General features: G+C 55.6%; 15 protein-coding genes. 4 read left to right on the forward strand and 11 right to left on the reverse strand.

What is annotated here, in order from left to right:
• Window positions 1-16: 16 nt before the first annotated feature.
• The 6 genes from CFELI_RS00430 to CFELI_RS00455 all read right to left on the reverse strand — a co-directional run bounded on the left by CFELI_RS00430 (window position 17) and on the right by CFELI_RS00455 (window position 7,458).
• Window positions 17-5,074 (reverse strand): DUF6531 domain-containing protein, encoded by a 5,058-nt coding sequence (locus tag CFELI_RS00430; RefSeq protein WP_277103445.1) that lies wholly within the window; start codon window positions 5,072-5,074, stop codon window positions 17-19.
• 180 nt (window positions 5,075-5,254) lie between these two features.
• The gene (locus CFELI_RS00435; protein ID WP_277103444.1) at window positions 5,255-5,548 is read right to left on the reverse strand and encodes a WXG100 family type VII secretion target; all 294 of its coding nucleotides are present in this window, start codon (window positions 5,546-5,548) and stop codon (window positions 5,255-5,257) included.
• 39 nt (window positions 5,549-5,587) lie between these two features.
• Window positions 5,588-5,926: a WXG100 family type VII secretion target gene (locus tag CFELI_RS00440; protein ID WP_277103443.1), complete on the reverse strand. Its 339-nt coding sequence runs from the start codon at window positions 5,924-5,926 to the stop codon at window positions 5,588-5,590.
• A 118-nt stretch (window positions 5,927-6,044) separates the two neighbouring features.
• On the reverse strand, window positions 6,045-6,344 hold the full coding sequence (locus CFELI_RS00445) for a WXG100 family type VII secretion target (protein WP_277103442.1): 300 nt from the start codon (window positions 6,342-6,344) through the stop codon (window positions 6,045-6,047).
• A complete protein-coding gene (locus CFELI_RS00450; RefSeq protein ID WP_277103441.1) occupies window positions 6,341-6,700 on the reverse strand; it encodes a hypothetical protein in 360 nt (119 codons plus the stop codon). Before CFELI_RS00450 ends, CFELI_RS00445 begins: the two co-directional genes overlap by 4 nt.
• Entirely contained in the window at window positions 6,697-7,458 is a 762-nt protein-coding gene (locus tag CFELI_RS00455) for a hypothetical protein (RefSeq protein WP_277103440.1), read from the reverse strand. The genes CFELI_RS00450 and CFELI_RS00455 overlap by 4 nt, the downstream gene beginning before the upstream one ends.
• Window positions 7,459-8,090: 632 nt before the next feature.
• Here CFELI_RS00455 and eccCa point away from each other — a divergent pair.
• On the forward strand, window positions 8,091-12,191 hold the full coding sequence (gene eccCa / locus CFELI_RS00460) for a type VII secretion protein EccCa (protein WP_277103439.1): 4,101 nt from the start codon (window positions 8,091-8,093) through the stop codon (window positions 12,189-12,191).
• Between the two features lie 402 nt (window positions 12,192-12,593).
• Here eccCa and CFELI_RS00465 read toward each other — a convergent pair whose 3' ends face one another.
• The 4 genes from CFELI_RS00465 to CFELI_RS00480 form a co-directional block, all read right to left on the reverse strand.
• The gene (locus tag CFELI_RS00465; RefSeq protein WP_277103438.1) at window positions 12,594-12,812 is read right to left on the reverse strand and encodes a hypothetical protein; all 219 of its coding nucleotides are present in this window, start codon (window positions 12,810-12,812) and stop codon (window positions 12,594-12,596) included.
• 256 nt (window positions 12,813-13,068) lie between these two features.
• Complete coding sequence (locus CFELI_RS00470; RefSeq protein WP_290259103.1) at window positions 13,069-13,587, reverse strand: Fic family protein; 519 nt, start codon at window positions 13,585-13,587, stop codon at window positions 13,069-13,071.
• A 106-nt stretch (window positions 13,588-13,693) separates the two neighbouring features.
• Window positions 13,694-13,897, reverse strand: a complete 204-nt coding sequence (locus CFELI_RS00475; RefSeq protein WP_277103436.1) for an antitoxin VbhA family protein — start codon at window positions 13,895-13,897, stop codon at window positions 13,694-13,696.
• Between the two features lie 596 nt (window positions 13,898-14,493).
• Window positions 14,494-15,390, reverse strand: coding sequence for an alpha/beta hydrolase (locus CFELI_RS00480; protein WP_277103435.1), 897 nt, complete (start codon window positions 15,388-15,390; stop codon window positions 14,494-14,496).
• Window positions 15,391-15,439: 49 nt separating this feature from the next.
• Here CFELI_RS00480 and CFELI_RS00485 point away from each other — a divergent pair, with 49 nt between their 5' ends.
• Window positions 15,440-16,048: a CG0192 family protein gene (locus CFELI_RS00485; protein WP_277103434.1), complete on the forward strand. Its 609-nt coding sequence runs from the start codon at window positions 15,440-15,442 to the stop codon at window positions 16,046-16,048.
• A gap of 72 nt (window positions 16,049-16,120) precedes the next feature.
• Here the strand turns inward: CFELI_RS00485 and CFELI_RS00490 are convergent, their stop codons facing one another.
• Window positions 16,121-16,591, reverse strand: coding sequence for a hypothetical protein (locus CFELI_RS00490; protein WP_277103433.1), 471 nt, complete (start codon window positions 16,589-16,591; stop codon window positions 16,121-16,123).
• Window positions 16,592-16,730: 139 nt separating this feature from the next.
• Between CFELI_RS00490 and CFELI_RS00495 the strand changes: the two genes are divergently transcribed.
• Both CFELI_RS00495 and CFELI_RS00500 read left to right on the forward strand, forming a co-directional pair.
• Window positions 16,731-17,678 (forward strand): ABC transporter ATP-binding protein, encoded by a 948-nt coding sequence (locus CFELI_RS00495; RefSeq protein WP_277103432.1) that lies wholly within the window; start codon window positions 16,731-16,733, stop codon window positions 17,676-17,678.
• On the forward strand, window positions 17,675-18,382 hold the full coding sequence (locus CFELI_RS00500) for a hypothetical protein (protein ID WP_290259107.1): 708 nt from the start codon (window positions 17,675-17,677) through the stop codon (window positions 18,380-18,382). Before CFELI_RS00495 ends, CFELI_RS00500 begins: the two co-directional genes overlap by 4 nt.
• Window position 18,383 lies beyond the last annotated feature (1 nt).

Below are 18,383 nucleotides of genomic sequence, written 5' to 3' on the forward strand. Positions count from 1 at the left end.
ACACCATAAAAGATACCTAATCAATTATTTTGGGGACAAGAATATTCAAATTGTCCGAATCCATGACCTGATTTTTTGCAACTGCAAGTTGTGCTTCCGACAGTCTATGAATCTCAATGTTGGGGTGGTTTACCAAGGGTCCGGTTAGCTGAGTGTCATGTCGAACAACTAGATGTAAAACACCATCTTCCTTGTATTGCTCTTTTACACGGGCCAAAGCATCGCGAATTTGTTGATTCATGGATAAATTTTTCACGTTTTTGACTTCGATCAGGCCATTGATAGCGGTACCATCAGAGATTCGCTTGCGTCCGTCAATTACATAGGTTTGTCTCATTTCATAAGTGAGCCCCTTTTCGGCGAAAAGGTTCTTGGCTGCTTGCTCTCCCACAACGCCTTTGTTGTGGGCGACAATGCGCCAAATTTCTTTCTTGGGAATCTCAACTTCGTGTGCTTTGAGCCCGAGGGAATCTACGTAGATCGTGGGATTGGAAACGTAGCCTTGGGCGGTAGCAAGTTGAGGCGACTGGCCGAGGGGGTCTTGGGCATTATAAATTCCGGCGTGGGGGTGGTAATACCGGAATCGGTTATAAGCCCAACCAGACTCTGCATCGAAGTATTGGCCAGTGAACAGCAGTGGGCAACTTTGTTCACCTTGCCACAGGCGTTGGCCAAATAGGGTGGATATCGAGTGCCCAACTACTGTGCCCGAATCGGGGTCGATCAATTCTAGTGGCAACCCCGACAAATCAGTTGTGGTTAACCAATTGCCCGAAGAACTCAGCGCAGTGCCAGATGTGGATACCTGACTTTGGGCAAGGAGCTGCCCATTTTCGGGGTCGAAGGTCCACAGAATGTGATCTGTGCCGTGAGTGTTATTGTCAGTGGGTGTTGTGGTGTGTTCACCCACAAGGGTGCTGCCGACATGGGAAAATACGGTGCGCGATAGCACGGTATGTGTGCGGGTGTCGATTTTTTCTTTGGCTACACGGCGGCCGATGCCGTCATAGTAGTAGCGGTAGCCAACGGTTGGTTCATCGGAATTGCTGCAGCCAACAGGTTGCGGTGAACTATTCCGATAATAGAAGCGGGTAATGAGGGGTTTCTTCCCGATTCGCTTCTTGCGGGTTTCCACAACCCGGCCCAAAGCGTCATAAGAATAAGAGGTACGGCCCACGCGGGTGGGCATGGTGCCCGAAAAATCAATAGCCTCAACATTCTTGCCGTGGTTTTTGAGATGGTGATCGTAATCGGGATTGTTATGAGCATTGAGCATGCCCGCGCTGGAGTAGGCATAGAGCTCATCACCGTTATGGCGTGACTGCAGATCATGGGGATGTGGGGTGCGAGTAACTTCAGTGACCCGACCCAGTGCATCCGTGGTGTAGCCAATGGTGCCGCGCAAAAGATCAAAAACCCCAGTGAGCACACCATCGGGGCGCCAAGTATACGTGCGGCCACTAATTTCATGGGTGCCTAAAGTGGCACTCGAATCAAGGAGGGATGTGGAATCTGAACTGATCCGCCCGCGCTGATCGAAAGTGAAAGTGCGCACAAGCCCCGCCGTCGATACGCGATTGCGACGCCCCGCCGCATCCACACCCAGCTGGAGATGGGTCAGTGCAACTTCCTGTGTGGCTGTGGAACAGTGAACACTCACGGCGTCATATATCCCGGCGTCGTTAAGTGAAAGCTGCGAATCAACCCGCAACCCATCAGGAAGCAGCTGGCTCAAACCTGCTAGTTCTTTGTTCGGCGAGTAGTGGAAATTCACAGACCATGACTCACCAGAAGGCAAGGTAGTTGTTTCTGCCAGTGGTATGCCGGAATCGCTAAGCTGCCACGAAAGCCGGGCATCGGGGCTGCTCATGCCCACCATGCGCCCGCGGTGATCGTAATCGAAAGTAGTCAGCGCATCCCCATCGGCAACGCTGAGCAGATCACCGACCGCATTAAACGTGCTCGTGACCGCACCGGCAGGGGTGTGCATAGTGCGGGTGCGCGCAGCGGGGTTGTGCGCATACGTGGTCACATGCTGGTTATAGTCGCTTTGCGACGCCAGCCGACCATCCCGGTCATAAGTATAAGTCCACGTCCGATTATCAGCATTAGTCACCGCGATCGGCTCAAGCTGACTGTTGTAGCTGATCTGCGTGCGCCCGCCGGCGGCATCGATCAGCACCGCCGGTTTATCGAAAACCGTGTAAATCGTGCGTGAGATCGCCCCACACTCATTAGTGACAGAAGTGCAGTTGCCCTCACCGTCATAGCTCAACTGCCGCGTAGAACCATCAGGATGAATCACCTTCACCGGCCAGCCCTCAGCAGAATACTCAAAGCGGGTTTGTGCCTGCGCAGGATCGACAATCGACACCACCTGCCCGCACACATCACGAGTGATATGAGTACGATGCCCAGCAGCATCAACCATGCCCACATGACGGCCCGCATCATCACAGAACACAGCGACCACCCGCCGCGCCGAATCCGTCACCGAGGAAAGCACAACCCCACTTTCACGCAACTCATAATCAAAATCCGTGCGCGCCCCATCAGCATCAATAACCGCAGTAGTCAGGCCGAAATCATCCACCTCAAAACAGGTGACCGAACCATCCCGGGACACAACCTCAAGCGGAGCACCCCAAGCCCCAGGGCGCACCGCGGACACGGAACCATCGGGGAAAACAGATTCCACCAACAAACCCTGATCGTTATACCGCAAGCGGGTGATATCACCTGATTCATCCACGGCCACAACAACCTGATGATCCTCATTATGCTGCGCATCCACACACCTGCCCTCAGGACTAACAATGCGCCACACATCACCACGAGGCGTTGAACGATACACAGTAGGGCGGATCTGACCCAACACCGGATCACTCAACCACTCCATTGGCACCGACCACGACTGATCATCGCGCGGGCCAGTGCGGCCACAACCTGTCAGACCAGCACCAGCAAGCCCGTGCTCACACAAAGCCCGATACAGCGGAAGTTCGTAATAATCCTCCACCATCTCATCGCCGAGCTCCCGAGCATCAGCAGGCAGCGGCGCTGCGGTCTCAATCAGCACACACACCCTGCCCCCAACGGGAGCATCGCTGCCCTCATCCTCAGCCCAGAACATGATGTTCGGGAACATCCCACCAGTACCCACCTGGGCGCGTACCCGACCATCATCATCAAAGGTGTAGTAGTACGACACCCCATTGCGATCCGTCCACGCGCAGGTACGCCCAGCAGCATCATAGGAATAGGACAACACCCCATCGTGGGAATTACGCACCCTCACCAGCTGCCGATGCTGGTTATATTCGTAGCTAATCAACCGTTGTGGTGCAGCATCAGGATCAGTGGTGGGATTGGATACCGAAATTCCACTGAGGCGATGAATAATCCAGTCATAATCGAAATCCAGGCGCGTGCCGTCGCTGCGCACCATCGCCACCATCGCACCGGTAGCCTGATCCCACTGACAATCAATGCGGTGACCCGTGTGGTGCACAATACTCGACAAGCCCACCTCAATACCCACATCGAAAACCTCAGCTACACTGCCGGAAGGAATCGACGATCCCACCATCGAACCAGAGGTTTCCGGGGCACGATCGGGCACAGTGACACAACTATTTGTCACTGAACCAGCCTGCTCATCAGCATCAAGCTCATATACGCGGAACACATAGCACAGCCCTTGGGCAATACTGCGAATCCGGTAAGCGCCATCCCCGAAAGACAGCAACCAACCTGTGCTATCGGCACATACTTCTGAGCCATCACGAGGGGGAAGTGGGAAGCTGAGCAATGCCCCATCGGGGGCGACAAAAAGCACCTCCGTGGCAGTGATCTCAATATGCGTATCTATGCGACTGACCCAATTGGGGCCCAAACTCCGCCCCAACACATGGCTGGTGTTGGAATGACGATCCACCACCAGCGGCAACACACCTGCAATGGACACATCCGTGACAAAATCCACCATGGTGCCCGTGGCCATATCTACTGGTTCTGCGGCGAAACAAATCTTGCCACCGCGAGTGACCTTGGAATAAAAAGCCTTGGCTAGATCCTCACCCCCAACACGTGACATCGCTGCCGCGGACTTCAACGCCGCCTGCTTAGCCAGATTCTTCACCGCAGAAGCGCTCATATCCGCCAAAGCAGAACCCTTGAAGGCAAGCTTTTGAGCGCCGAGACCAAACTTGCCCGCTTTGGCTAATTTGGCAATCCCGCCCGCGGCACCACAGGTGGCTAGGTCGAAGAAAAACTCACCCCAACTCGCCTGCCCGCTGGCTGCAAGCAACCCTTTCAAGGCAACACCGAGGCCGACTAAAATCCCGCCTAAAATATTCAGACCAGGAATAAACAGCAAGATGGCACCAATAATCTGCAAGGCATCGGAAATAAACGATAACGCTTGAGCATTATCAGCCACGAAATCTTTCAGATTTTCCCACTGCTCACCCAACCAGCTGGGATTTTCTTCAAAGCGCTTGCGGGTTTGCGCCGCAATCTCAGCCACCTGGGCACGCACCCCTGCGCCTAAAACATCCTTAATGCCCTGAGCTTCAGTTTTCTTCGACTCCCACACACCAAGCGCCGATTGATACACCGCCTGGGCGCGGGCTAAATTCGCCTGAGCCACGGCCTGGGTTTCCGGGGTGATAGCCGCCGCACAAGCAGCTTCAGCAGCATTCACATCCGTTGCTGCCGCATTGACGGCGGCATGGGCACCGAGGGCAACAGACTTCAGCACACTCATGGCAATCCGTTGTTCGGTCAGCAGCTGGCTGTAGCGTGAAAGTGCATCGGCAACCCCCACGTGGGCGTGGCCAGTGGTATCGAGATGATCGGGGAAATCACTCGTAATCAGGCTGCGATATTTATCGCCTTCGTCACCAACAAAACCCCCATCATTAATACCGCGCAACTGCGAGGCAGTAGTCAGTGCTGTTTCACCAAAGGTGCGCCACTTGGTAGCAGAAGCAAGAACCATCGCAGGGTTGCCCCCGATATGAAAAACAGGGCGCTCAAAGGTGACAAATGGGGGCAGTAGTGGAACAGGCATAACAAGAAATCCGTAAAAATCGCGTGCGGCGGGTGCGCAACAGTAAGGTCAGCCACCGCGATACAGCTGATCAAAGGGTGGTACAGGTAGAAGCCGTGTATGGCTAGGTGTGGGGGGTGCACACGGATTTTCTGAGCAAAGCCACGCAGGCGGTGCAGAAAATCCGTGTTTTAGCAGGTATTACTCACCAAACAGGGAGCTATTGACCCGGCCGCGGGTTTCGGCCACGCCTTGGGTGTTTTCTTCCAAGGAGGCGCGGACTTGACCCAAAATGGTCTTGATATTGTTTGCGGCCTTCGACCACTTTCCGTGCACACCTTGATAGGTTTCTTGCTCGGAACCATCCCAACTGGCTGCGAGTTTTTGAATATCGCCATCCATTTCCATCAATGTGGATTCAATCTGATTCATCACAGAATTCAGATCCTGGGCGGCCGTTTCGGCTCTGCTGTTGTCATAGGCGTAAATGCTCATAGGAGAAAACCTCTCGTGAAGTGAAGGGGATTAGGGGGTTTACAGGATTGGTGCGGACTGGAAATCCATACCGGCGAAGCGCTGCTGCAAGGTAGCGGTTTGATCTTCTTCGCCTGCTTGATAGTCCTTGCCGGCTTGCTCAACACGGCCGGTGAGCTCATCGAGCGCTTGATTGACCTGCTCCATGTTGGCGTGCCAGGCCTCCGTCATGTTGTTCCACGCCTCCACGGAAGAACCTTTCCAGGAATCTTTCAGCGGTTCGATGGCGTTGAGGAAGGCGGCTGCTTGGTTTTTGAGCTGTTCGTGATTGGAACGCAGGGAGCTGACATGGGAGGTAACAGCTGAGTGCTCAACGGACATATGGTTCGACATCGACATGGGAAAATCACTAGACCTTTCAGTAGTGGAAGGAAGGGGGGGAGAAAATATGGAGGTATGTGCTCACGCCCGAACCTGCACGCAGTGTGTGCAGCGCTTAGGGGCAGCAAGGCGGTGTTTAGGTGATTTGATCGAGTAGTTGTTTAATACCTCCTCGTAGTTCGGTGTTGGCCTCGTTGATCTGCGAGAGTGTGGAGCTGACATCGTTGAGAATGTCGCGGATTCCACAGGCTCCTTCATGCCATTGGCTCATCACTTCCTGATACCCATCGGCTTCCGAAGCGCTCCATTGGGGGCGTAATTCGGCAAGGGAATCGTCAATGGCATCGAGAATGTCAACGAGCTTGTCGCGCACGGCGAGAATATTCGCTGCTGAATCCGTTGCCGTCGTGGTGCGGAAGGCAAACTCGGTGCTCATAGCATCTGCCTTTCCATCGGGTCGCCACTGGGGCCGTTGTTTTCCCCGCGGAGGGCGGAGGCGAATTGATGCAGGCTTGACGCGAGTTCGGTGTCGAAGGTGGTCACGGCCTCGGCGATTTGCCCAGAAACGTCGCCCATTCCTTTGACGTTGCGCATGAGCACGCGACGGGATTGTTTCCATTCGTTGAAAAAATCGGACACGGCGTTAGCAATCTGCGCACCGTGGATATCGTCCACCCCGTCGGAGCCTTCGGCGGAGCCTTCGACGCTTTCTAAGGTGGCGTGCATGGAATTGAGTTGGGATTGAATGGCGTGGAGATCGCCGACGGGTACCCGCCAGTAGTCACTGCTCATTGCTGGTACGCTCCTGTGTGCGTGGCCTGAATGCTGCGCATTTCTTCCTCTTTTTCTGCTTCAGAATCGTGGCTGGGTGTTGGCGGTGGGCTGTTTTCGCCGAAAAGTTCGGGGATCAGTTGTTCACCTTCTGTGTCTGGGTGGGCGCGCACACTGGTGATCACACGGCGAACACAGTCGGCGACTAGTTCGCCAAGCTGCTCATTCGGGGCGGAACCGGAGACAACGAGCGTCCAGGTGGTGTTGGGGATGGGGTAGAACGCTTGGTGGTTATAGGCGGTGCGCCGCTGCGTTAAGGGACCCGTGGGGAGGGTGTGGGAGACAAGGACGTAGGAATCGCCGGCGCCGGTGCGTTCGATCTGGGGGTTTTTCTGCGCAAGTTCTCGTTGGGCGGCAACAATGCTGGCGGGCGCGGGGTGGGAGTCGATCCAGCGCAGTAACAGCACTGCTGCTGAGAGTTCCTCCTCGACGATGCCGGGCAGTACTAGGGCCATGAGAACCCCGGTTTTTTGGGCTTGGGCTACGGTTTCTTCGATCTGGCGTAGTACTGCGCGTTTGTCGGCTGAGCGCAGCCGCACCCCGGGGAGGTAGTCGTCGGCGAGCCTTGTGGCGGCTATTTTCCAGCGGCTGGGGTGGGTTTCGATGAAACGCCATGTGGTGGGTAGTTGGGCGGTCCAGATGAAGGGGGGTCGGGGTGCGTCGGGGTGGTAGTCGACGAGGGCAGGCGCAAGGGTGTGGCTGCTGCGTGAATCGTCCACGGTAGTGACTCCTTTAACCACCCCTTTTTTCATAGTGAGGTGGGTAACTTCCTCATAAAAAGGGGCACGATTGTGTTTGCTAGTGTGTTTCCCTCTCCCCGTGTGTGGGCGGAAAAGGCCGAGTATTGGGGGAGGGGGTGGCCTTTTCTTTTGAGGGGAACTGCACACATGTTAAACCTGTTGGGTTTGTTTTTCGAGACAAAAACGGAAAAAATTTACATAAAAAAGTATGAGAATTTTTCCCATTTAAAGGGGTCTTTATTTAGGGTTGTGGAAATGTGGGCACCTGTGGAAAAGGGGGGTATCACGCATGTATGCAGGGAAAATTATGAACGCAAGTCACTCATGTTTTACTTAGTTAATTTAAATGGCTTTATCAACAAACGTGAATCTTGTTGAGCAGTGCCCAGCAAGGCGCATTCTAGGCATCTGTGACGGGTGAGAAATATGAGGTTTTTGGGGTTTAAGGGGTGGTAGTTTCTGTCAGGGGGAACGTTTTCGGTGGCTGTGAAAATGCAGTAGCGTGAGAGATAATAAATGCGCACATTAACCTTCGTGTGCACTTTAGAGTGGGGGCAAAGGTGGAGAAGGTGTGGAGTGTCGAAGAAAATAGTTGTAAGGGATTGTGAAAAATGAGTACGAAAATAGTTCACCGCCCTGCGCGTTTACATGCAATTATTTCCAAACAGGAACCATTGCGGGTAGCGGAGGTTCCCACGATTCGCCAGCGTGGCCAGCAAGCAAATGTGATAACTCTGCTGATGCCCCTAGTTGCCGGCGGGGGCATGGTGCTGATGATGTTTTCGTCCGGCAATCCGATCCGCATGGCTATTGGCTGCGTGATGTTTGTGGCCGTGATTTTCATGGCGGTGGGCATGTTTATTCGGGCCCGCACAGGTTCGCTGAAGATCGCGGAGCAGGAGCGGGAACGCTTTTTAGAACATCTTGCCGAGCTGGAGGGTGAGATTCGGCAGCTGGCGGTGCAGCAGCGTCGTGAAGCATTATCGCGCCACCCCCAACCGGCGGCTTTAACGGATGTTGTGCGCGACCCCTATCGTTTATGGGAGAGGCGGAAAGGGGACGAGGATTTTCTCATCGTGCGCATCGGCAGCGGGAGGGGGGAGCTGGCGCGGGGCGTTGATGTGCCCCCGCTTTCGAATCCGATGCTGGTACCGGAGCCGATTGCCAAGGCACATCTTGACCGGATGCTCAGCCGCACATTAACTATTGAGCAGCTGCCGATTGCGATCCCGGTGCGCGGCTGCGTGTCACTGGTGGGGGATGAGCAGGTGTGTGCGCAGGGGGTGCGGGCGCTGCTGTCCCAGATCGCGGTGTTTCACGCCCCCGATGATGTGCGCATTCATTGTGCGCTTCCGCTTGCAGATTCGCGTATCGACGCCGACACCCCGCCAGAGTCGATGTTCCACGCACTCGGGCTTGATGCCCGCTGGGCGTTGTGGTTCCCGCACCTGCTCAGCGAGGATTTATTCGACGGCCCGATCGGGCGCAGGCTGGTCTCCTACGATGAAGAATCAGCCGAAGTATTGCTACACCAAATCGATGCTCGCGCTGAGGCTTTAAAGGAACGCTCCCGGTTTAAAACCACAGCACTGGATGTGCCGTATCTTGTAATCGTGGTGAATATGGATTCTGAGCATGGGCGGATGATCGCCCAACGCTTAGATACTGTTTCATCACTCGATGCCGCCCGGCTGAGTGTCATTGCCACTTCCTCGGTGCAATATAATGAGCCCACCCGAGTCGATGTACGCGTATTGTGCGAAGCAGATGGGCGCATCGCCGTACAGCTACTCGACCGCGGTGAAGTACGCACCCCCACCACAGGCGCCGACGGCTATGTGGAGCGGCTGCTCTACGGGGGCTCGACAGGGACGATGGATCAGGTAAGCCCCCTTCTGGCGGAAACAGTTGCCCGCGCAGTATCCCCCTTACGCTTGCACGAGGACGCCTCCCCCGATGCGCCACTGGAGCAAACCATCGGGCTCGACACCATGCTGGGGGTGGAGAACTTTGCCACCTTTTCCATCCAGGAAGCCTGGCAGCCGCGCGCCCAAGCGGATTTCCTCAACGTACCTTTCGGCTTAGGGGCCGATAACGAACCTATTTCTTTAGATATTAAAGAATCCGCGAAACAGGGCATGGGCCCGCACGGCTTATGCGTCGGCGCAACCGGCTCCGGCAAATCGGAGGTGCTGCGCACCTTAGTGTTAAGCCAAGTAATCTGCCACAGCCCCGAGGACTTATCGCTCGTTTTGGTGGATTTTAAAGGCGGCGCCACCTTCGCGGGCTTAGAACCTTTGCCGCACACAGCCGCAATCGTGGACAACCTCGAAGACGCCCAAGGTCTTGTCGACCGCCTCCACGACTCCATCCTGGGCGAAATCCAACGCCGCCAACGAGTACTCCAAGCTGCTGGAAACCTCGCCAACGTGGGCGAATATGCCGCACTTCGGGCCGAAGGAAAAGTCACAGAACCACTGCCTGTGTTATTTGTCATCATCGACGAGTTCGGTGAACTCCTCGCAGCCAAACCGGAATTTATTGAACTCTTCGTGCAAATCGGGCGCATCGGCCGCTCCATCGGAGTGCACCTACTCTTAGCCACCCAACGCTTAGAAGAAGGACGTTTGCGCGGCCTCGAATCCTACCTCTCCTACCGGATCGGCCTGCGCACTTTTTCCGCCCAAGAATCCCGGGCCGCCCTTGGCTGTACCGACGCCCACGATCTTCCCCCCATCCCCGGGTCGGGGTTTTTAAAAGTCGACCCCGATATCTTCCTGCGCTTTAAAGCAGCGTATGTGTCTGGCCCCTACGAATCCGCTGAGCGCGCCGGGCAGCGGGAACTTCCACCCGTGCCCATGCCACTGGAGTTGGCTAATACTACTGAGGCGTGGTTGCAGCAACGGAAATCGCAGCATGCTGCGGCTATCGATGCCCGCAGGGCAAGCACTGTAGCGCAGCCAACAACGTTGGATCTTGTGGTGTCGCGTTTGGCGCAGGCTGCGCCGAAGACCCGCCAGATTTGGCTGCCCCCGTTGCCGACGTCGATACGCGTAGATCAGGTGCTTGGCGCGGTCACGGAAAGCTCACAGCAAGGACTGTCCGCCCCCAGCTCAGGGCATTTGCGCATCAGCATGGGGTTGAAGGATCAACCACTGAAACAGTGGCAAGGCCCACTCCTGATCGACCTGTCCGGCACCGGCGGTAACATGGCCATTCTCGGGGCACCCCAAACCGGAAAAACCACCGCACTGTGCACCCTGATCACCTCCGCCGCACTGACACACCGCCCGAGCGAGCTCAACTTTTATATCATCGACATGGCTGGCTCCACCCTCAACTACCTCGAAGAACTCCCGCACGTGGGCACGGTTGCTACCCGTTTTGATGAAGATAAACTCCGCCGCACCATCGCGGAGGTGGGCATGTTTTTGAAACGCCGCGAAGAAATTTTCAACACCTACCAAATCGCCAGTGTTGAGCAAATGCGCACCATGCACGCCCAGCATGCGCTGCCGGAACTTGCCTGCGCCGACCTTGTGCTTGCTGTCGACGGCTGGTCAACGCTGCGCAAAGATTACGAAGAGCTTGCCGACGCCGTCACCGAAATCGCCCAACGCGGACTCTCCTTCGGGGTTCACGTCATTTTCTTAAGCGGACGCTGGGCCGACTTCCGCCTGCCCCTTCAGGCAGTGATCGGCACAAAACTTGAATTCGCACTCAACGACCCCATCGACTCCGCCATCGGCCGCAAACCCGCCGCCGCCTTAAAAGAACAACCCACCGGCCGCGCCCTCGACGCGGATGGGCTGTATAGCCACATCGCACAACCAACAATCACCACCCTGTCGCCCCAAGAAACCGTGGGCGCCATCGCCAACGCCTGGAACGGACCGACCGCCCCGCCGGTACGCATGCTACCTGCACACATCACCCTCGAAACCATCCGCAACAACCACCCCCAGCTGACACCGGCGGATATTGTGCTGGGGTTGCGCGAAACCACACTCAGCCCCGCCATTATGAAAACAGAAGAGGAACACCGCCACACCATCATCATTGGGGATGCCAAATCTGGAAAAACCTCCTGCTTGCGCGCTCTAGCCCAACAAATCATCGCCGGGAAAAAACCTGGTGAAGTGATGTTCGGAATCTGGGATCTTAAACGCGGTCTACTCGGAACTATCCCTGATCCCTTCATCGGCGGCTACGCCGGAACCGTACCAGGCTGCGAAACTCTGGCCAAAGGGATCGCCGCCGAACTCGAACGCCGGCTGCCAGGTCCAAGCATCACCATTGAACAACTGCGCACCCGCACCTGGTGGCAAGGCCCCGAAATTTATCTGCTTATCGATAATATCGACATGATGGAAGGCTCTGCGAACCCGCTGAAAATTTTAAGCAAATATTTCCATCAAGCAGCCGACATCGGATTGCACGTGATTGTGACACGCCGCTCCACCGGCATGGCCAAAGCCGGCTACGACCCTGTGATGCAAACCCTGCGTGAGGCTGGGGCAACAAGTATTCTTCTTTCCGGCGACCGCCAAGAAGGCCCCATCTACCCCAAAGTATTTCTCAAACCCCTCCCGCCCGGACGCGCCCAATGGGTTGACCGCTCCGGGCGAGTGGAAATGGTACAAATCGGCTACCTCGCCGATGAGCACACCTACACAGGTGTTCTTAGCCCCACAAACAGCGGGAAAACATAAAAAGCCCGTGATTTCACGCCTTCCACCGCACAGTTGAGCAACCGCACCCTCATTGTTCAGCTGTATTCAGCCTGCACGAGTGTTGTCTAACTGGGGTTGCTCGACCTTTGTGTACACAGTGCCGTGAAATATGCCCGTGGGAAAGAAAAGGTCGAGTAGTCTCACCGCCTAGGGTGATCTGAACCTGAGCACAGGTGTACACAGAGTGAGGTTGCTCGACCTTTTCACCCCCACACCCCTCAATTCTGAGGTGTCTGGCAGAAAAGGTCGAGTTATCGGGCACGCACGTGGCTTGAGCTGGGGGCAGACCAGTTTCTGGGTGCAGGACAGCACAGAATATTCCCCACAACCTTAAGGTGTGTGGCTTAGCTGGCTACCAGAATTGTGAAGAAAACCCTCACGTTATGGATGCTGATCAGAACTGTCCGGCTCCTGGATATTGAGAATCCACGCCAGTTCATCTTCAAAAAACGAGTCGAAAAGCTCCGCGCTTTCCTCTTGCTCTTCTGCTGGGATGAAATATCCTGTTGTCACGTTCTGATTGGGTGCCGCTTCCCTCTCTTGGATCAGTTCGAGGCGGAGGTCTATTTCTTGTGGCTTATTGGAATGTTCATTGCTCATGCCCTCACCGTATCCAGTGCGAGCGCCAGCACTGAATCGCGTAGCAGCTGTGGCTACAAATTCTGTGGATAACTTCCCAGTGGCCAGAGTTATCCACAGAATTGTAATTAATCTGCGCTCAACTCTTTTAAAAAACAGAAGCAGCGTGTATTATGTGGAGCCTTTGTGCATGCCGGAGTTGTCGACCTTCAGTAATGGGCACTCGTCGGTGAGGGGGAATATTTCACCCAGCAAGGAAGAATCCCCATCGTGTACGTCACGGCCGTGGCGATGCTATGCGCTGGTACAACACCTCCAGAGGCCTGATGGAGCGTGCTTTTGTTTGACGGAAAATTTCTGCACTAGACAGAATGACCAGATAGGGGGGTACAGCACTCCAGTCAAGAACTATTCCGTTTGCTTTAGCAAGATTCTCCATAATAATTCGGGTGCTTCGCCCATTTCCTTCCCGGAAAGGGTGCACGTAGTCAAGCATTGCGTGTACTTTCGCCAGCATCTGGGTTTTCTCGTCGAAACTCGCAGAATCCCACTGGTAGGCGCGCACTGCCGCATCGATCTGATCCAGTGATTCTGGGATCAGTGTGTAGCTCAAAAACACACTATATTCACCAGGGGCATGGGGCATTTCTTTGGTCATATCGACATCACGAAACTGCCCTGCGTGCTCGTAAAGAACAGCAAAAAGCTCAGCATGAATGCGGGAGATTTCCTCCCGCAGCGTTACCTCGGATTGTCCGTCATAGCGAGCAGTGAGGAAAGCGGTGTGGGAAAACACCACGCTTTTTTCTACGTTGTGCAGAGTGGGAAAATGGGTGATTCCGAACTTGTTTCGAAGAACCGATGTTCCTGGGTACAAATACCTTTCCCAGCGCTGCTGTTCGTTACTGTCCATCGGAGTCAACCTTGTACTTGCGCAGGATTTCTTCTTCGGCTTGCTTGAGGGAGCATTCGCCTAATTGGACTCGGATTGCGCGGTCAATATCGTCAGCATCCACATGCATATTCTCAATGGCAAAGCTGGCAATGGTGTTGGCAAGATCTGCACGTTGATCTGGGCTTAGCGGGGCATTATCCAAGGTATACATGTATTTACTCCTCGACTTTCAAACCTATCCACGTTTAAGAATAGTTGAATGATTCAGTGAGGTGTTCTCATGAGGGAAAATGCGTGTGAATCGCCAACCAGTGGGTGGAAGGCGAACGCAAAACAGGCTCAGGGTGTGGGCCCAGAATGGGTTTATGATGCAATCAGCATCGGTGGTGCTTTTCTTGGTTGGCGTTGGGGGTTTTAAAGAATAAGAGGAATATTAATTCGACATAGAGCAAGTGCTACTCATAAAACCGCAGGTCAATTTTTCAGTTGTGTGCTGAAAGTCGAATCAGTATTTGTGAATCAATCCCCACGTATTTATAGGTGCACTTTTTAGGCGAGGTATGTAGGCTTTCCCGCCTCATAACTTCAGGCACGCCTCGACCTTTAAGTCACAGATCCTTTGTGCATGAGGCTGGTTTTTAATCAGGGTCGAGCAGTCGCGGTACGCCTGTGATGCGTGCAGTTTTTTACTTCAGTTGGGTGTGCTCGACCAATTCGTGTGCCCGCTTACTGATGGTGGGCTTAGGCATGGAAAAGGTCGAGTGATCAAACAGTAGTAGGGGTATCTTCTACGGTGCAGGGGAGGGTTTAGGCTTCCGCGAGGAAACCGGCGACGTCACGGACGCGCTCGCGAGCCACCTGGGGGGTGGAGATTCTGTGCTCAGAGACGTATTCGCGCACCGAAACGGCCTCGTTTTTCTCAAACCAGTCGTAGTGGCCTGCGATGGTGTCGTGGGTCGCTACCTGCATGAATGTGGGTGGGAGGGCGGTGGTGGGGAATGTGGTGCCGCAGGTGACGGCGTCGGGAAGCATGCTTAGGTCGAGGTGGGGGAAGGTGAGGGCGAGGGCGTCGAAAAGCTCAGCGCACAGTACCGCTAAAGCCCCGCCCGAGGAATAACCCCATGCCCCCACCCAGGTTGCGCCCTGCTCGCGCACCCATGCTGTTGCCGCAGCTACCGCGTCGATGACCTGCGGGAGGGTGTGTTTAGGCACGAGTGGGTAGTCGAGGTCGAGAATGGTCACCCCGGATAGTTCGGCGACGGCGGCGACTTCGGGGCGCCACGCATTTTCCAACGCCACCCCAGATCCCTTCCACCAGCCGCCGGGGTGTAGGGAGATTGCCCACTTGCCGTTGGGTTTGGAGGGGGTAAACAGTTGCGCGTTCAGCGCGGGAATGTCGCTGACGTGCACATCTTTGGGGTAGCAGACGCCCGGCATGGAGTGGTCGAGCGCGGAGCCGAGCATGAGCATGGCGGTGTGGGTGATGCGGTCGGGGAGGCGGGCGTCATAGGTGTCGGCGGGCACGGGGTCGGAGGGGTCGTCGGACCACGGTGGGTTTTTCGCCGGCATGTCGTAGTGGGCGTAAATGTAGGAGCGAAGCTGCTCTAGTTGCTGCTCGGGGCTGAGTTCGCGGTCGATGCCGCCGACCTGGAAGGCGGCGCGCTCGTCGGCGTCGGGGGTGTCTGCTGCATATGGGTTAGTCATGGCATCATGGTAACTGCAAAAGTTGTGCTATACGAGTGAAGGAGAGAAAATGCAGCGCGTTTCCGAGATTATGGATGCTACGCTTTCGCCCACGAAGGCTGAAGTGGTGGAGGCGGTGATGGGGAAATCGACGATGTGGGGTGCGTTTCGTTTCGTGGACCCTGATGGCGAGGTGGGGATTGAGTCGATTCTGCTGCGCGATGGGGGTGTGGTGCGGCAGTGTGCGGTGACGTATCGTGCTGATCACATCAATCCCGAACATGAATTGTGCACAATGCAACACAGTGTGTTGGGTGAGCGTTTTGTTACCCGTGCTGTCGCCGACCCGGTTGCGGTGCTGGAGTTTGTGCGCGTCATCCTCGAAGGTGACACCAATGCTCAGCGCAGCGACGGGATTCTGCCCCCGCTTGACATTCGCGGCACCGGCACTGCTGGGGTGGACACGCTGACGCTTGTCGACGCCGAACTTGCCACCATCACCAGCGACACTGTTTCCGGCACTTGTGTGCTCAACGGGGAGAAGAAGCACTTTCAGCTGCATATTCCACTGGTGCCTGAATTGGTGGAGCAAGCGCCAGCACTGGCGCTTATCGGAACCGATAAGGATGGTTCACTCTATGTGTTGGCTACGGTGCAGGTGAGCTCAAGCGCGCACTAGTGTACGCGCCCCCCTTTTTCCCTCATTGAGGAAGTAACCTGCAGGGGAAGGGTAAGGGAAAAGGGGGGTGCCTTAGTGGGTATTGGGGGAGGGCTTTGCGTGGCGACGATCAGATTCGCACAGCGCGATGGTTAAATCGAGTCGGCTGGAGTCGGCTGCGCCTTGGTCCACAATGTCTTCCACGGTGGGAACGAGGGGGAAGAAGGAGGTGCCGTCGGTGGATTTTACCCCGATGCCGATCCGTTCGGTGAGGCTATCGGAGGCGCACGGCCCTATAGACCACACGGAGCCGGTGGTGGCGTTCATCCATTGGCCAATAACTGCGGTGATCACTTCCACTTTTTCTTTGCGCGTTAATTTTTCGTCGTCCCGGATGGTTTCGACGAGTGTGCGCGGGAAGTCGGTGTGAGCATCAAAGGTGGCGTGCAGGTTTTTGCTGTGTACTAGTGCGGTGGTTGTAGGTAGTGTTTCTTCGACGAAGCGTTGGAGGCGGTGGTAGAACCAGTCTTCGTAGTAGGCGGTGACATTGGCGCGTTCATCCATGTGGCACATTCCTTCGGTGGGGGTTAAAGGTGAAGTGGCTGGAAGTAGTCTCTGTGGCCGAGGATACATTAAACACTGCAGAAACAGGAGATATTTATGCAATAATCATGGTCACTTCATATGCGAAAGGAGTTTAAGTGTGCACGATAGTGGGCATGAAGAGAATGTGCTTGAGTTAACTCAGCTGCGCCGCAGCTTTGATCAGGGGCGCAGCTTTGTGGTTGATGGGGTGAGTTTCAGTGTTGCGCGGGGAACGATTGTGGCACTGGTGGGCATTAATGGTGCGGGGAAAACTACCACGGTGAAAATGTGTGGCACACTGCTTGCCCCTACTGAGGGGAGTGTGGTGGTCGCTGGGGTGGATGCTGTGAAAAATCCCGAGAAGGCACGGGCGCATATTGGCATGGTGCTGGGTGTGGAGCGCGGCTTTTATCCCCGCGCCAGCGTGCGCGATAACCTGCGCTTTTTCGCTGATCTTGCCGCTGTTTCCTACCGTGAGCAAGCTGGGGAGATCGCCCGTGTGCTTGAATGTGTGGGGCTTAGAGATAAGGAAAACAAAAAGGTGCAGGAGCTTTCGCATGGGCAGAAGCAGCGCCTGCACATTGCGCGTGCCCTTTTAGGAAGCCCCGAACTTATTTTGTTGGATGAGCCAACGTCTGGCCTTGATCCCGATGTTGCCGTGACCATCCGCACCCTTATGAGGCGGGTGGCGGATCAGGGTGCGGCGATTCTACTTACCTCGCACTCCATGATGGAGGTATCCGAGCTGGCTGATCATATTGTGGTGCTGAATCGGGGCAAGGTGCTGGTGCAGGGCAGCGAACGCGATATTTTTAATTTTGCACAATTAGATCAGGTGTTGAGCTTTAGCCTTGTGCCCACCCATGAACACGAACTTGAACAGCTCACTACAGTTTTAGAGTTCTTTGGTTTAGTATCGGTCACGTCGCAGGGTGCGGCGTGGAAGGTGACGGTTTACCTGCCGGACGGCGTCGATAAGCATGCCCTACCCAGCATCGAGGGTGCTGTGCTTCGCCCCGCCACCCTCGAAGACGCCTTTCTCGCGCTCGCGGAGAAAACAGCATGATGCGCTTTATCAGAATGTCCGCGTTTCAGCTGCGGGAATTTGCGCGCACCACCTATTTTCTTGAGCTGGTGCTCAGCGCCACCATCGCCGCCGGCATCATTCAGCGCCTCGGGCACGCCGGGTGGGGCGGCGACCCGTGGCTGGGCTTCGTGCGCACCATCGCGATCGGCATGTGGACGCTTGCCGCCACCGCAGCGGGCATTTTAGGCTTCGAACGCTTCAAAGGCACCCTCGTGTTCCTCGCCCACGGCCGCATCCCCGCCGTGGCAGGGCTCGCGCCCACAGTCACCGCCTGCGCCACGTTTGGGCTGCTTGCGGTACCTATTTCGGTAATCGTGTGGTGGGGTGTGCCTGAGTTGAGTCTTAACTTTTTCCTCGGTTGCGTGCTGCTGTGGCTGGCGCTGGTGAGCATGAGCTACCTCATTGCGGTCACCTTCCTCGCCAGCCCCAACGCACTCGCTTACGAAGGCTTGTTGCTGGTACCCCTGCTCGCGCTGTCAGGAATTTTCGATGTTGCGCATTTAAGCGACTACTCCCGCTTTTTCATTCCCGCCGCGGGTGCTTTTAGGTTCCTTGTGCACGGCGAGCTTATCGACGCCGCCGCAAGCATCTTCCTCACCTGCGGGTATCTCCTGCTCAGCCTCATTGTGGCACGCACAACCCTTAAAGCCGCCAGAACCTCCGCAACGATTGAGCTGGTGTAGA

The sequence above is a fragment of the Corynebacterium felinum genome (genome assembly GCF_030408755.1).
In the GTDB taxonomy this organism is placed as follows: Bacteria; Actinomycetota; Actinomycetes; order Mycobacteriales; family Mycobacteriaceae; genus Corynebacterium; species Corynebacterium felinum.

Bases quoted from the DNA above. Each gene is read 5' to 3' on its own strand.
- CFELI_RS00430 (WP_277103445.1), bottom strand. From the start codon at position 5,074: ATGCCTGTTCCACTACTGCCCCCATTTGTCACCTTTGAGCGCCCTGTT.
- CFELI_RS00435 (WP_277103444.1), bottom strand. From the start codon at position 5,548: ATGAGCATTTACGCCTATGACAACAGCAGAGCCGAAACGGCCGCCCAG.
- CFELI_RS00440 (WP_277103443.1), bottom strand. From the start codon at position 5,926: ATGTCGATGTCGAACCATATGTCCGTTGAGCACTCAGCTGTTACCTCC.
- CFELI_RS00445 (WP_277103442.1), bottom strand. From the start codon at position 6,344: ATGAGCACCGAGTTTGCCTTCCGCACCACGACGGCAACGGATTCAGCA.
- CFELI_RS00450 (WP_277103441.1), bottom strand. From the start codon at position 6,700: ATGAGCAGTGACTACTGGCGGGTACCCGTCGGCGATCTCCACGCCATT.
- eccCa (WP_277103439.1), top strand. From the start codon at position 8,091: ATGAGTACGAAAATAGTTCACCGCCCTGCGCGTTTACATGCAATTATT.
- CFELI_RS00465 (WP_277103438.1), bottom strand. From the start codon at position 12,812: ATGAGCAATGAACATTCCAATAAGCCACAAGAAATAGACCTCCGCCTC.
- CFELI_RS00475 (WP_277103436.1), bottom strand. From the start codon at position 13,897: ATGTATACCTTGGATAATGCCCCGCTAAGCCCAGATCAACGTGCAGAT.
- CFELI_RS00480 (WP_277103435.1), bottom strand. From the start codon at position 15,390: ATGACTAACCCATATGCAGCAGACACCCCCGACGCCGACGAGCGCGCC.
- CFELI_RS00485 (WP_277103434.1), top strand. From the start codon at position 15,440: ATGCAGCGCGTTTCCGAGATTATGGATGCTACGCTTTCGCCCACGAAG.
- CFELI_RS00490 (WP_277103433.1), bottom strand. From the start codon at position 16,591: ATGGATGAACGCGCCAATGTCACCGCCTACTACGAAGACTGGTTCTAC.
- CFELI_RS00500 (WP_290259107.1), top strand. From the start codon at position 17,675: ATGATGCGCTTTATCAGAATGTCCGCGTTTCAGCTGCGGGAATTTGCG.